Source organism: Streptomyces sp. BJ20 (assembly GCF_022869105.1).
In the GTDB taxonomy this organism is placed as follows: Bacteria; Actinomycetota; Actinomycetes; order Streptomycetales; family Streptomycetaceae; genus Streptomyces; species Streptomyces griseoincarnatus.
On the sequence record NZ_CP094918.1, the window covers coordinates 7,400,190 to 7,414,612 of the forward strand.

General features: G+C 69.9%; 12 protein-coding genes and 1 tRNA gene. 12 read left to right on the forward strand and 1 reads right to left on the reverse strand.

Going from position 1 to position 14,423, the window contains the following annotated elements; all coding sequences use genetic code 11:
- The first annotated feature begins 789 nt into the window (after nt 1–789).
- The 10 genes from dnaN (at nt 790) to MTR79_RS33420 (ending at nt 11,781) form a co-directional block, all read left to right on the forward strand.
- Complete coding sequence (gene dnaN / locus MTR79_RS33375) at nt 790–1,920, forward strand: DNA polymerase III subunit beta (protein ID WP_048457204.1); 1,131 nt, start codon at nt 790–792, stop codon at nt 1,918–1,920.
- 175 nt (nt 1,921–2,095) lie between these two features.
- Nucleotides 2,096–2,971, forward strand: a complete 876-nt coding sequence (gene gnd, locus MTR79_RS33380) for a phosphogluconate dehydrogenase (NAD(+)-dependent, decarboxylating) (RefSeq protein WP_086700772.1) — start codon at nt 2,096–2,098, stop codon at nt 2,969–2,971.
- Nucleotides 2,972–3,043: 72 nt separating this feature from the next.
- A complete protein-coding gene (gene recF / locus MTR79_RS33385; RefSeq protein WP_244792985.1) occupies nt 3,044–4,165 on the forward strand; it encodes a DNA replication/repair protein RecF in 1,122 nt (373 codons plus the stop codon).
- Nucleotides 4,162–4,704: a DciA family protein gene (locus tag MTR79_RS33390; protein ID WP_244792987.1), complete on the forward strand. Its 543-nt coding sequence runs from the start codon at nt 4,162–4,164 to the stop codon at nt 4,702–4,704. The genes recF and MTR79_RS33390 overlap by 4 nt, the downstream gene beginning before the upstream one ends.
- A gap of 434 nt (nt 4,705–5,138) precedes the next feature.
- Nucleotides 5,139–7,196, forward strand: a complete 2,058-nt coding sequence (gene gyrB, locus MTR79_RS33395) for a DNA topoisomerase (ATP-hydrolyzing) subunit B (RefSeq protein WP_181383121.1) — start codon at nt 5,139–5,141, stop codon at nt 7,194–7,196.
- A 42-nt stretch (nt 7,197–7,238) separates the two neighbouring features.
- Nucleotides 7,239–9,836, forward strand: a complete 2,598-nt coding sequence (gyrA, locus tag MTR79_RS33400) for a DNA gyrase subunit A (protein WP_048457199.1) — start codon at nt 7,239–7,241, stop codon at nt 9,834–9,836.
- Between the two features lie 18 nt (nt 9,837–9,854).
- Nucleotides 9,855–10,595 carry a DUF3566 domain-containing protein gene (locus tag MTR79_RS33405; RefSeq protein WP_086700765.1) on the forward strand — a complete coding sequence of 247 codons (741 nt, stop codon included), beginning with the start codon at nt 9,855–9,857 and terminating at the stop codon, nt 10,593–10,595.
- A gap of 122 nt (nt 10,596–10,717) precedes the next feature.
- Nucleotides 10,718–10,791, forward strand: a tRNA-Ile gene (locus MTR79_RS33410).
- A 78-nt stretch (nt 10,792–10,869) separates the two neighbouring features.
- Nucleotides 10,870–11,349, forward strand: coding sequence for an ASCH domain-containing protein (locus MTR79_RS33415; RefSeq protein ID WP_189363759.1), 480 nt, complete (start codon nt 10,870–10,872; stop codon nt 11,347–11,349).
- Nucleotides 11,350–11,406: 57 nt separating this feature from the next.
- Entirely contained in the window at nt 11,407–11,781 is a 375-nt protein-coding gene (locus MTR79_RS33420; protein ID WP_244792989.1) for a VOC family protein, read from the forward strand.
- A gap of 238 nt (nt 11,782–12,019) precedes the next feature.
- Here the strand turns inward: MTR79_RS33420 and MTR79_RS33425 are convergent, their stop codons facing one another.
- Nucleotides 12,020–12,445: a DUF6344 domain-containing protein gene (locus MTR79_RS33425; RefSeq protein ID WP_244792991.1), complete on the reverse strand. Its 426-nt coding sequence runs from the start codon at nt 12,443–12,445 to the stop codon at nt 12,020–12,022.
- Between the two features lie 338 nt (nt 12,446–12,783).
- On the opposite strand from MTR79_RS33425, the gene MTR79_RS33430 reads away from it, so the two are divergent.
- Nucleotides 12,784–12,912, forward strand: coding sequence for a DLW-39 family protein (locus MTR79_RS33430; protein ID WP_003999697.1), 129 nt, complete (start codon nt 12,784–12,786; stop codon nt 12,910–12,912).
- A gap of 199 nt (nt 12,913–13,111) precedes the next feature.
- The gene (locus MTR79_RS33435) at nt 13,112–14,386 is read left to right on the forward strand and encodes a hypothetical protein (RefSeq protein ID WP_244792993.1); all 1,275 of its coding nucleotides are present in this window, start codon (nt 13,112–13,114) and stop codon (nt 14,384–14,386) included.
- Nucleotides 14,387–14,423 lie beyond the last annotated feature (37 nt).

Below are 14,423 nucleotides of genomic sequence, written 5' to 3' on the forward strand. Positions count from 1 at the left end.
GCGCACTGTTCGATTTCCACCGCGGGTTACGGCCTTCCTCCACAGATTCGGCGACTTTTTCCCGTCCACACGCTGGGGACCGGAAAGTTGTCCCGACACCGTCCACAGCCGCCCCTGGTGAAAAGCTGTCTGCGCAGGTCACTTGCCTGTGGATCCGTGGACGAACGATCTCCACAGACTGTGGACGACACGACGATCCACAGCCTGTGCACCAAGTTGTCCACGGGCTTCCCACAGGCTGTGGCCGGTTGTCCCCAGTGATCGGCCGCTTCTCCACATGGCTGTCCACTGTTCGGCAACGCGACGTGTCCTCTCACCGCCCCGAGTGAAAGCCGTCACATCGAGCTGCCGGAGAGGGCTGTGGGAAAGGAGCTCAAACCTGGGGACGCGTCTGGGGAGAAGTCGGCCTCCCCTGTGCACGGGATGTGCAGAACTTTCTGTTCTCCACAGTGAGGCCCGGTTGTCCACCGCCTCCGCCCACAGGGACCGTGGACAAAAAACCGGCTCTGAGCTGCGAAAACGCGGTTATCCACGGTATCCACAGGCCCTACTACTACTCCCGACCATAGAGAGCGAGGAATTCGTTTCGAAGAGGGTCCTGTGCACAACTCGCTGTCTCGGCCCCGCCTGCCACCCGTCACGACTTGACCCCGACAGGCGCCTAGTGTCAGTGCGGTGCGTCAGACTGGACCCCGGTGTCCTTCCCCTCCGAGGGGCCGACGACACCGAGTCAGACGACGAAGCCAGGCACAGGGCGAGAAGCGCCGGCAACAGCAGGAGGCGGCAACAGTGAAGATCCGGGTGGAACGCGACGTACTCGCGGAGGCAGTGGCCTGGGCGGCTCGCAGCCTCCCGGCCCGTCCGCCGGCGCCTGTCCTCGCCGGCCTGCTGCTCAAGGCCGACAACGGTCAGCTGAGCCTGTCCAGCTTCGACTACGAGGTCTCCGCGCGCGTGTCGGTGGAGGCCGAGGTCGAGGAGGAGGGCACGGTGCTGGTCTCCGGCCGCCTGCTCGCCGACATCTCCCGCGCCCTGCCCAACCGTCCGGTCGAGATCTCCACAGACGGTGTACGGGCGACGGTGGTCTGCGGCTCCTCGCGGTTCACGCTCCACACACTGCCTGTGGAGGAGTACCCGGCGCTGCCGCAGATGCCGAACGCGACGGGCACGGTCCCCGGCGAGGTCTTCGCCTCCGCCGTGCAGCAGGTCGCCATCGCGGCCGGCCGCGACGACACCCTGCCCGTCCTCACCGGTGTGCGCATCGAGATCGAGGGCGACACGGTGACGCTGGCCTCCACCGACCGCTACCGCTTCGCGGTCCGCGAGTTCCTGTGGAAGCCGGAGAACCCGGAGGCCTCCGCGGTCGCCCTGGTGCCCGCCAAGACCCTGCTGGACACGGCCAAGGCGCTGACCAGCGGCGACCAGGTGATTCTGGCGCTGTCCGGCTCCGGCGCCGGTGAGGGCCTGATCGGATTCGAGGGCGCGGGCCGCCGCACCACCACGCGTCTGCTGGAGGGCGACCTCCCGAAGTACCGCACGCTGTTCCCGACGGAGTTCAACAGCGTCGCCGTGATCGAGACCGCCCCCTTCGTGGAGGCCGTGAAGCGCGTGGCCCTGGTCGCCGAGCGCAACACCCCGGTGCGGCTCAGCTTCGAGCAGGGCGTGCTGATCCTGGAGGCCGGTTCCAGCGACGACGCACAGGCTGTGGAAAGGGTCGACGCCCAGCTCGAGGGCGACGACATCTCCATCGCCTTCAACCCGACGTTCCTGCTGGACGGCCTGAGCGCCATCGACTCCCCGGTGGCCCAGCTGTCGTTCACCACGTCCACCAAGCCGGCGCTGCTCAGCGGCCGCCCGGCGATGGACGCGGAGGCGGACGAGGCCTACAAGTACCTGATCATGCCGGTGCGGCTCAGCGGCTGATCCGCCGCCCGCGGCGAAGCCGCAGGTGGGGACGGGCGTGTGAGCGCGTATGCCCACAGATGTGCGCGCGCTCCCCCACTGCCCGAAAAGCGTGGGTGGTACCCCCAGGGTTTAGGCTCGGACGCCGGTACGCAAGTGCCGGCACGTCCCGTCGCAACCTTAAGGAACACATCTGATGGAGCTCGGTCTCGTCGGTCTCGGCAAGATGGGCGGCAACATGCGCGAGCGGCTGCGCCGCGCGGGCCACACCGTCTTCGGGTACGACCGCAACCCGGACCTCGCCGACGTCCACAGCCTGCAGGAGCTTGTGGGCAAGCTCAGCGGCCCCCGTGTGGTGTGGGTGATGGTCCCGGCCGGTGAGCCGACCCAGTCCACGGTCGACGAGCTGGCCGAGCTGCTGGAGCCCGGCGACGTCGTGGTGGACGGCGGCAACTCCCGTTGGACCGACGACGAGAAGCACGCCGCGGAGCTGGCGGCCAAGGGCATCGGCTTCGTCGACTGCGGCGTCTCCGGCGGCGTCTGGGGCCTGGAGAACGGCTACGCGCTGATGTACGGCGGTTCCAAGGAGGACGTCGCCAAGGCGCAGCCGATATTCGACGCCCTCAAGCCGGAGGGCGACTTCGGATCGGTGCACGCGGGCAAGGTCGGCGCGGGCCACTTCGCGAAGATGGTCCACAACGGCATCGAGTACGCCATGATGCAGGCCTACGCCGAGGGCTGGGAGCTGCTGGAGAAGGTCGACTCGGTGACCGACGTCCGGGAGGTCTTCCGCTCCTGGCAGGAGGGCACCGTCATCCGCTCCTGGCTGCTCGACCTGGCGGTCAACGCCCTCGACGAGGACGAGCACCTCGACGAGCTCCGGGGTTATGCACAGGACTCCGGTGAGGGACGCTGGACTGTGGAGGCCGCCATCGACAACGCGGTCCCGCTGCCGGCGATCACCGCCTCGCTGTTCGCGCGGTTCGCCTCGCGCCAGGAGGACTCGCCGCAGATGAAGATGATCGCGGCGTTGCGGAACCAGTTCGGCGGCCACGCGGTCGAGAAGAAGTAGTCCACAGGCACGTCATTTGTCCACAGGGCCGCTCGGCGGTCCACAACGCCCGAGGAGGTCGGCGGAACACCCATGCACGTCACGCATCTGTCGCTGGCCGACTTCCGCTCCTATCCCCGGGTCGAGGTCCCGCTCGACCCCGGGGTGACGGCCTTCGTCGGTCCCAACGGGCAGGGCAAGACGAACCTCGTCGAGGCGGTCGGCTACCTCGCCACTCTCGGCAGCCACCGGGTGTCCTCGGACGCGCCGCTGGTGCGCATGGGAGCCGACCGCGCGATCGTCCGGGCCCAGGTCCGGCAGGGCGACCGGCAGCAGCTGGTCGAGCTGGAGCTCAACCCCGGCCGCGCGAACCGTGCCCGCGTCAACCGGTCCTCGCAGGTCAGGCCGCGTGACGTGCTGGGGATCGTGCGGACCGTGCTGTTCGCGCCCGAGGACCTGGCGCTGGTCAAGGGCGATCCGGGTGAGCGCCGGCGCTTCCTGGACGAGCTGATCACGGCGCGCTCCCCGCGCATGGCGGGCGTGCGCTCCGACTACGACCGGGTGCTCAAGCAGCGCAACACGCTGCTCAAGTCGGCGGCGCTGGCCCGCCGGCACGGCGGCCGCACCCTGGACCTTTCCACGCTCGACGTGTGGGACCAGCATCTCGCCCGCGCGGGCGCGGAGTTGCTGGCGCAGCGCCTGGATCTGCTGGCCGCGCTCCAGCCGCTGGCCGACAAGGCGTACGAGCAGCTGGCGCCCGGCGGCGGCCCGGTGGCGCTGGAGTACAAGCCGTCGGCGCCGGGGGAGGCGCACACCCGTGAGGATCTCTTCGAGCAGCTGATCGCCGCGCTCGCGGAGGTCCGCAAGCAGGAGATCGAGCGCGGGGTCACCCTGGTCGGCCCGCACCGCGACGACCTGCTGCTCAAACTGGGCCAGATGCCCGCCAAGGGTTACGCGTCGCACGGCGAGTCGTGGTCGTACGCGCTGGCGCTGCGGCTCGCCTCCTACGACCTGCTGCGGGCCGAGGGCAACGAGCCGGTGCTGGTGCTCGACGACGTCTTCGCCGAGCTGGACACGCGCCGCAGGGAGCGGCTGGCGGAGCTGGTGGCCCCCGGCGAGCAGGTGCTGGTGACGGCCGCCGTCGACGACGACGTGCCGCACGTGCTGGCGGGCGCGCGGTTCGCCGTGTCCGAGGGGACGGTGGAGCGCGCGTGAGCGGGGAGCGGCCGCCTGCCGACGGCGCCGGCAAGGACCCCGAGCCCTCGGGCGTCGACCTGGCGCGCGTGGCGCTGCGCGCGGCCCGGGAGGCGGCACGCGCGCGGGGGGACGCGGCGCAGCAGAAGAAGCAGGCGCGACGCGGAGGGCTGCGCTCCGGCGCGCGTGGCGACCGGCGCGATCCGATGGCGCTGGGCGCGGCGATCAACCGGCTGCTCACCGAGCGCGGCTGGGAGGCCCCGGCGGCGGTCGGCGGGGTGATGGGGCGCTGGCCGGAGATCGTCGGCGAGGACGTCGCCAAGCACTGCGAGCCGGAGCGGTACGACGAGGACGAGCGGGTGCTGGTGGTGCGCTGCGACTCGACGGCCTGGGCGACCAATCTGCGGTTGCTGGCGCCGACGCTCGTGGCTCGTCTCAACGACGACCTCGGGCACGGCACCGTGCGGCTGATCAAGGTGGTGGGACCGTCCGGTCCGGCCCGCCGTTACGGGCCGCTGCGCGCCCCGGGAAGCACCGGTCCGGGCGACACGTACGGGTGATCCGGGGGCTTTTTCCGCCCCGCCGCTCATACGTGAGAGACATCACATCCGGGCGTCCGAGCGCAGCGTTCGCGGGCCGGACGCCCACGTCGTCGTGCCACCGGACGCGGGTGCGAATCGCCACCTGACTCCTAAGTAGCCAAGGGTTGACGGCCGGAAGCGCTGAGCGCCCTCGTGGGGCCTCTGGAGCCCCCATCCGCATATCGGGAGTCGGGCGAGGCCGTTTCCGGGCGGCACATGCGGACTCAGGTGCCCGCAAACCCCCATCGATGTCAGCGCTACCGGTAGACTGGAAGACAATCCCGCCCCGATCGTGGGGACCGCCCGGGAAGACGCTGAGCAACGCTGATCAAGGCTTACCAACGCAACATGCCGCAGCCGCTCCGGCAACCTGCCGACGAGCCCGGCTCGTGCTGTGCCAGAAAGGGCGCTTCGTGGCCGATTCCGGCAACCCCAACGAGAACATCCCGTCCACCGACACCGCCGCAGGCGACGCGGCAGGCTCCTCGACCGGAGACGCCACGTCGTACGACGCGAGTGCCATCACCGTCCTCGAGGGCCTGGACGCGGTCCGCAAGCGACCCGGCATGTACATCGGGTCGACGGGCGAGCGGGGCCTGCACCACCTGGTGCAGGAGGTCGTCGACAACTCGGTCGACGAGGCGCTGGCCGGCCACGCGGACACCATCGACGTGACAATCCTGGCCGACGGCGGCGTCCGCGTCGTCGACAACGGCCGTGGCATCCCCGTGGGCATCGTCCCCTCCGAGGGCAAGCCCGCCGTCGAGGTCGTCCTCACCGTGCTGCACGCGGGCGGCAAGTTCGGCGGCGGCGGTTACGCGGTCTCCGGCGGTCTGCACGGCGTGGGCGTGTCCGTGGTCAACGCGCTGTCGACGCGCGTCGCCGTCGAGGTGAAGACCGACGGCCACCGCTGGACGCAGGACTACAAGCTGGGCGTCCCCACCGCGCCCCTGCAGCGGCACGAGGCGACGGAGGAGACCGGCACGTCGGTCACCTTCTGGGCCGACGGCGACATCTTCGAGACCACGGACTACTCGTTCGAGACGCTCTCCCGGCGCTTCCAGGAGATGGCGTTCCTGAACAAGGGCCTGCGGATCAACCTCACCGACGAGCGCGAGTCGGCGAAGGCGACCGCCGGCGCGGACGAGGCGGGCGAGGACGAGAAGCACGAGGTCAAGAGCGTCTCGTACCACTACGAGGGCGGCATCGTCGACTTCGTGAAGTACCTCAACTCCCGCAAGGGCGAGGTGGTTCACCCCACCGTCATCGACCTCGAGGCGGAGGACAAGGAGCGGCACCTGTCGCTCGAGGTCGCCATGCAGTGGAACGGCGGCTACACGGAGGGCGTGTACTCGTTCGCCAACATCATCCACACCCACGAGGGCGGTACGCACGAGGAGGGCTTCCGTGCGGCGCTGACCTCGCTGATCAACAAGTACGCGCGCGACAAGAAGCTGCTCCGCGACAAGGACGACAACCTCACCGGTGACGACATCCGCGAGGGTCTGACCGCGATCATCTCGGTCAAGCTGAGCGAGCCGCAGTTCGAGGGCCAGACCAAGACCAAGCTGGGCAACACCGAGGTGAAGACCTTCGTGCAGAAGGTCGTCTACGAGCACCTCGCCGACTGGCTGGACCGCAACCCGAACGAGGCCGCGGACATCGTGCGCAAGGGCATCGCGGCGGCCACCGCGCGCGTGGCGGCCCGCAAGGCGCGCGACCTGACGCGCCGCAAGGGCCTGCTGGAGACGGCGTCGCTGCCGGGCAAGCTGTCCGACTGCCAGTCGAACGACCCGACCAAGTGCGAGATCTTCATCGTGGAGGGTGACTCCGCGGGCGGCTCGGCCAAGTCCGGCCGGAACCCCGAGTACCAGGCGATCCTCCCGATCCGCGGAAAGATCCTCAACGTCGAGAAGGCGCGCATCGACCGGATCCTGCAGAACCAGGAGATCCAGGCGATGATCTCCGCGTTCGGCACCGGTGTGCACGAGGACTTCGACATCGAGAAGCTCCGCTATCACAAGATCATCCTGATGGCGGACGCCGACGTCGACGGCCAGCACATCAACACCCTGCTGCTGACGTTCCTGTTCCGCTTCATGCGGCCGCTGGTCGAGGCCGGGCACGTGTTCCTCTCCCGTCCCCCGCTCTACAAGATCAAGTGGGGCAAGGACGACTTCGAGTACGCGTACTCCGACCGCGAGCGTGACGCGCTGATCGAGATGGGCCGCAACGCCGGCAAGCGCATCCGTGAGGACTCCGTCCAGCGCTTCAAGGGCCTCGGTGAGATGAACGCCGAGGAGCTGCGCATCACCACGATGGACCAGGAGCACCGGGTCCTCGGGCAGGTCACCCTGGACGACGCCGCCCAGGCCGACGACCTCTTCTCCGTCCTGATGGGCGAGGACGTCGAGGCCCGCCGCGCGTTCATCCAGCGCAACGCCAAGGACGTCCGCTTCCTCGACATCTGAGTCGGTCTCAGCTGACCGCACCAGGAAGGACCTTCACCAGCAATGACCGACGAGAACACTCCCGTCACGCCTCTCGAGGACCCGGACGCGGCCGGTATGCGCGTCGAGCCCGTCGGGCTCGAGACGGAGATGCAGCGCTCGTACCTCGACTACGCGATGTCCGTCATCGTGTCGCGTGCGCTGCCCGACGTCCGTGACGGGCTCAAGCCCGTCCACCGCCGCGTGCTGTACGCGATGTACGACGGCGGCTACCGCCCCGAGCGCGGTTTCTACAAGTGCGCCCGTGTCGTCGGCGACGTCATGGGCAACTACCACCCGCACGGCGACTCCTCGATCTATGACGCGCTGGTCCGCCTCGCGCAGCCCTGGTCGATGCGCATGCCGCTGGTGGACTCCAACGGCAACTTCGGCTCCCCGGGCAACGACCCGGCGGCGGCCATGCGCTACACCGAGTGCAAGATGGCGCCGCTGTCGATGGAGATGGTCCGTGACATCGACGAGGAGACCGTCGACTTCACGGACAACTACGACGGCCGCTCCCAGGAGCCGACCGTCCTGCCCGCCCGCTTCCCGAACCTGCTGATCAACGGCTCGGCCGGTATCGCGGTCGGCATGGCGACCAACATCCCGCCGCACAACCTGCGCGAGGTCGCCGCCGGCGCCCAGTGGTACCTGGAGAACCCCGAGGCGTCGCACGAGGAGCTGCTGGACGCGCTCATCGAGCGCATCAAGGGCCCCGACTTTCCGACCGGCGCGCTGGTGGTGGGCCGCAAGGGCATCGAGGAGGCGTACCGCACGGGCCGCGGCTCGATCACCATGCGCGCGGTGGTCGAGGTCGAGGAGATCCAGAACCGCCAGTGCCTGGTGGTCACGGAGCTGCCGTACCAGACCAACCCCGACAACCTCGCGCAGAAGATCGCCGACCTGGTGAAGGACGGCAGGATCGGCGGCATCGCCGACGTGCGCGACGAGACGTCCTCGCGGACCGGCCAGCGCCTGGTCATCGTGCTGAAGCGGGACGCGGTCGCCAAGGTCGTGCTGAACAACCTGTACAAGCACACCGACCTGCAGACCAACTTCGGCGCCAACATGCTGGCCCTGGTCGACGGCGTGCCGCGCACGCTGTCGCTGGACGCGTTCATCCGCCACTGGGTGACGCACCAGATCGAGGTCATCGTCCGCCGTACGCGTTTCCGGCTGCGCAAGGCCGAGGAGCGGGCGCACATCCTGCGTGGTCTGCTGAAGGCCCTGGACGCGATCGACGAGGTCATCGCGCTGATCCGGCGCAGCGACACCGTCGAGGTCGCGCGCGGCGGTCTGATGGACCTCCTGGAGATCGACGAGATCCAGGCCAACGCCATCCTCGAGATGCAGCTGCGCCGACTGGCCGCCCTGGAGCGCCAGAAGATCGTCCAGGAGCACGACGAACTCCAGGCGAAGATCAACGAGTACAACGAGATCCTGGCCTCCCCCGTCCGCCAGCGCGGCATCGTCAGCCAGGAGCTGGCCGCGATCGTCGAGAAGTTCGGCGACGACCGCAAGACGAAGCTGATCCCCTACGAGGGCGACATGTCCATCGAGGACCTGATCGCCGAGGAGGACATCGTCGTCACGGTCACGCGGGGCGGCTACATCAAGCGCACCAAGACCGACGACTACCGGGCGCAGAAGCGCGGCGGCAAGGGCGTGCGCGGGGCGAAGCTCAAGGAAGACGACATCGTCAACCACTTCTTCGTCTCCACCACGCACCACTGGCTGCTGTTCTTCACCAACAAGGGCCGCGTGTACCGGGTGAAGGCGTACGAGCTGCCGGACGCGGGCCGCGACGCGCGCGGGCAGCACGTGGCGAACCTGCTGGCCTTCCAGCCGGACGAGACCATCGCCCAGATCCGCGCCATCCGCGACTACGACGCGACGCCGTACCTGGTCCTGGCCACCAAGGCCGGCCTGGTGAAGAAGACCCCGCTGAAGGACTACGACTCCCCGCGGTCCGGCGGTGTCATCGCGATCAACCTGCGCGAGCAGGAGGACGGAACCGACGACGAACTGATCGGCGCCGAACTCGTCTCGGCCGAGGACGATCTGCTGCTGATCAGCCGGAAGGCACAGTCGATCAGGTTCACGGCGACGGACGACGCGCTGCGGCCCATGGGCCGTGCCACCTCGGGCGTCAAGGGCATGAGTTTCCGCGAAGGGGACGAGCTGCTCTCGATGAATGTTGTTCGACCCGGTACGTTCGTGTTCACTGCCACAGACGGCGGGTACGCGAAGCGGACCGCTGTCGACGAGTACCGCGTCCAGGGCCGCGGTGGCCTCGGCATCAAGGCCGCCAAGATCGTCGAGGACCGCGGTTCCCTCGTCGGCGCGCTGGTGGTCGAGGAAACCGACGAGATTCTCGCCATCACGCTGTCGGGTGGTGTGATTCGTACGCGAGTCAACGAGATCAGGGAAACCGGCCGTGACACCATGGGCGTCCAACTGATCAACCTGAGCAAGCGCGATGCCGTGGTCGGCATCGCCCGTAACGCCGAAGCAGGACGCGAGGCGGAGGAAGTCGACGGCGACGTGGTCGTGGACGAGTCCGCCGACGGGGACGCGACCACCGGTACGGACCAGGGCGAGGCGCCCGCGTCCGAGTAGCACGAGGAGTGAGTCAGCGTGAGCGGAGCCACGGGCGCCGGACCGGCCGGAACCAGTACGGGAACGGACGGCGGCGGCCGTGGCTCCGCCGCGCGGGCGACAGACCCGCACACGACCAATCTCAAAGCGATCAAGGCGCCGGTCCCCGACGCCTCCTCGTCCACCAGACAGGGATCCCAGGGGGGAACCGTGACGGACACCCGAGGCACGCAGGCCGCACCCGGTCAGGGTGGCGCCCAGGCTGCCTCACCGCTGCCGGGGGAACGGCAGCCGCAGCAGCAGGCGGGTCCGTACCACCCGCCGCAGGCCTACCCGGCCCAGGCCGGCGCCGCAGCCGGCCGCACCGGCGCCGTGCGCCGTCCCCGGACGGGCGCCAGCACCACCCCGCGCGTGCGCAAGGCGCGCCTGCGCGTGGCGAAGGCCGACCCGTGGTCGGTCATGAAGGTCAGCTTCCTGCTGTCGATCGCCCTCGGCATCTGCACGATCGTCGCGGCCGCAGTGCTGTGGATGGTCATGGACGCCATGGGTGTCTTCTCGACCGTCGGCGGCACGATCTCCGAGGCGACCGGCTCGGAGGGCTCGAACGGTTTCGACCTGCAGTCGTTCCTGTCGCTGCCGAACGTTCTGATGTTCACGACGGTCATCGCCGTCATCGACGTCATCCTGGCGACGGCGCTGGCGACCCTCGGCGCGTTCATCTACAACCTGTCGGCCGGTTTCGTGGGCGGCGTCGAGCTCACCCTGGCCGAGGACGAGTGACCAGCTCACCGGGCGCGCCCGGGCCGCGCTGACGGTCCGCGGGGAACCGATTTTGGGACTGCCCCGGTCGTGCGCTAATCTTCAGGAGTCAGCGCGCGGGACACACCCCCGCACAGCGCGGCGGGGCTATAGCTCAGTTGGTTAGAGCGCATCCCTGATAAGGATGAGGCCACAGGTTCAAATCCTGTTAGCCCCACAGCACGGAAACCCCCGGTCCACTCGGACCGGGGGTTTTTGCCGTGCGTGGTCGGCGTCAGGCGGTTACCGTCGCCGGATGACATCCGACCCCACGTCGCTCGCCGCGGACGTCGCTGAGCTGCCCAAGGCGGAGTTCGCCTTCCCCGGCCCGCTGCGCGACCGTCTGGTCGCGGCGGTCCTGGACGGCTCCAAGACCGCCACGACCGGACTCGTTGCCGAGTACGAGCGCGAGGGGGAGCCCCTGCCGGCGGTCGGGGACCGTTCGGTGCTCGTCGATTCGGAGGACCGGCCGGTCGCGGTCCTCGAGGTGACCGGGGTGCGTGTCGTCCCGCTGGCGCGGGTGGACACCGCTCACGCGGTGGACGAGGGGGAGGGGTACGCCGGCGTGGCCGAGTGGCGCGCGGGCCACGAGCGGTTCTGGGGCAGCGCGGAGATGCGCGCGGCTCTGGGCGACGCGGACTTCGCCGTGGACGACACGACGCCGGTCGTCCTGGAGCGCTTCCGTGTCGTCGCCGACCTGCGCGGCGCCGTCTGGGCCTCGGCACCTCTCGCGTGACGCAGGGCCGGGCGCTACGGTCGCGGGCTCGTGCTTCCGATGCGAAGGTGGGGCCTCATGGCGAGTCGGATCAGTGAACTGGTGCTGGAGTGCCGCGATCCGGAGCTGCTCGCTCGGTTCTGGTGCGAGGTGCTCGACTTCGTGGAGCCGGACCGAGACGGGGAGGACATCGAGATCGGCCCGCGCGAGGGGTTCGGCGGGGCCCGGCCGACTCTGATCCTCAGCAAGCAGGAGCGGCCGCAGCCGGAGAGGACACGGCTGCACATCGACGTGAACGCCACCGACCGCGACCAGGACGCCGAGCTGGAGCGTCTCCTGGCGCTCGGGGCGCGGCCGGCCGACGTGGGGCAGACCGGCGAGGAGACGTGGCATGTGCTCGACCCCGAGGGGAACGTGTTCTGCCTGCTGAGGAGGCGTCTCGGCCCGCTCTGAGAGCCTGTCGAGGGCCCTGAGGTGTGGGAAGTTCCAGGTGAGCCTCACAAAGGCTCACGCCGCCGTGTGCGGGCGCCGGGTCCGGACACGACCCGGACCCCGGTCGGATGGCGACCGGGGTCTTGGTTCTCTCTGCTCGTGTCGTGCCGTTGTGCTGTACGCAAGTTCGCCAGGACTCCGGTGAAGCAGCGACGGCACGAGGAGGGTCGGGTCCGCGGGGCGGCGGGGCGCGGCGGCCTCAGCGCTGCAGGGGGATCCGGGCCGAGGCGGGTGCGGGCAGGGTGGCCGCCGTGTCCGGGGAGCAGTGCGCGGGGACCAGTTCGGACTCGGGGCGGCGTTCCGTGGAACTGTCCTGTTCCGCTTCGGTGTCCTCCTCGGCCGTGTCCGGGAGGGGCCGGTGCCGGCAGCTGGGGGACTTGCCGTGCGCCTCGGCGTGGATGCGTTGCTTCATCGTGGGGGGCAGTGCCCTGATCAAGGACCAGGACCACGGGGAGGCCGTCGGCGAGGGCGCCTCGGTCTTCGGAGCGCTGTCGCTGTTGCGCGTCTTCTGGGTCTGGGGTACGGCCGCCGCGGCGGCGGTGGTGACGAGACCGAGCGCCGTGCACAGCGCGAGGAAGGCGGTGACAACGGCGTTCCACAGCTGCATGACCTTGTTCCTGGCCATGGCCCCTCACTTTCGGGTTGGGCGATTTGCGTACTTTCCTCATGATGTGTATGAGGGCCTCGAAGTGGTGGACCGACGCCCGTGCCGCGTGGATGTTCAGATGAACACCACTCGGATGGGCGCATGAAGGCAGGAAATCCCCGGTTACGGGAGGAAACGGAGCGAAAACACCGTGCGTGCGGGTGTGATCACCCTCCGATCGGACCGTCCGCGTCGTGTCGATCCGGTTGCCTCGGGCTGCAGTTGGAGGCGGCGACGCAGGTCACCGATCGGTATCGGCCGGTGTGTATAGTCGGGCGCCAGAGGTCCCCTACGTCAAGGAAAGACGAGGTCGCGCGGTGAAGAAGCTTCTCCTGGTCGCACTGGCCGCCATCGGCGGGCTCCTCGTGTACCGCCAGATCCAGGCGGATCGCGCCGAGCAGGATCTGTGGACGGAGGCGACTGACTCCGTGCCCACGGGTTCGTGAGTACCGACATACGACGCTGAGCAGACCCCGGCCGCCCCTGCGGTCGGGGTTTTGTGCGTCCGGGACCTTGTGGGCGGGCCGCGTCCCCGGTGCAGGATGGGCGGCGGCACGGAGCGGGACCCGGCGGCGACGAGGGGGGCGCGTGAGGGGACGGCAGAGCACGGCGCGGCGTACGACGGCACGGCGACGGTACGGCGCCGTGGCTCGTCCGGTCCTGGCGGCCGTGCTCGGACTGGGGATCACTCTCACGGGACAGCACGCCCGGGCCGCCGGACAGGACACCGTCCCCACGTACACGTTCACCGAGGACGCGCGCCGGATCGAGGGCGCCGGGAGCACCGCCGACGCCGTGGAACTGGAGCCCGGCCGGACCTACCGCAGCACCCTCCCGCCCGACGCCAAGGTCTTCTTCCGCCTGGAACTGGACGACACCGAGACCGCGTACGCCTCCGCCACCGCCGTCCCGCCGCCCGGAACCGGCGTTGCCGTCGCCGACGGCGTCAAGGTGACCGTGGAGGACGCCGACGGCCGCTCCTGCGACGGGGACACGGCGATCTTCGGGGCGCCGGGCAGCCCTCATCCGGTCGCCGCGTGGGCCATGCGGGAGATATCCCCCAGGAGAAGCCTCTGCGCCGAGGCCGGGACGTACTACGTGACGGTCGAGCGCGCCTCCCCCGACGCGCGCGGCGCCTCCCCCGACCCCTGGGAGCTGGAGCTCCACACGGTGTCGGAGCCCGGGACGAAGACGCCGGACGGCACGGCGGCGCCCGGGGCGTGGGACTCGGCCACGCCGGCCCCCGTCCAGGGAACCGCCCAACGCCGTTCGGGCGGCGCGGGGTTCGCGCAGGCGGCCCGGCTCGGCGAGGGCGTGTGGCGCGACGACGTACGGCCGGGCCAGACGCTCTTCTACCAGGTTCCCGTCGACTGGGGCCGGCAGCTCCACGCCACCGCCGAACTGGGCAGCTCCGGCACGGACGCCTCCCGTTACGTCGCCTCCGCGCTCACTCTGGACGTCTACAACCCGGTGCGCGGCCACGTCGAGGACCTGTCCGTCGGTTACAACGGGGGCCAGAAATCCAAGGCGCTCAAGCCCTTGCCGCCGGTCGCGTACGAGAACCGGTACGCCTCCGGGCAGCAGGTCTCGGCGGTGCGGTTCGCCGGCGCCTACTACCTCGTCGCGCACCTCTCCCCGGAGGTCGCCGAGGACTACGGCGACGGGCCCGTGCCGCTGACGCTGCGCGTGCGGCTGGGCGGGGCGGCGCGGAACGGGCCGGACTACGCGGGCGGGACCGTGCCGGCGGACGTCTTCACCGTCGACGGCGGTGCGACCTCGGGCGAGACCGGCGGCGCGGGCGACGAGACCCTGTACCGGGTCCTCGCGGCGGGTGGCATCGGCACCGGAAGCGCCCTGGTGGTGGGGCTCGGGGTGTGGACGGTGGTGGCCCGGCGTCGGGGCGCGGCCCTTCCCGAGTGAACCGGTGACGTCGACACTGTCGCGGTGGTCCGTGCGA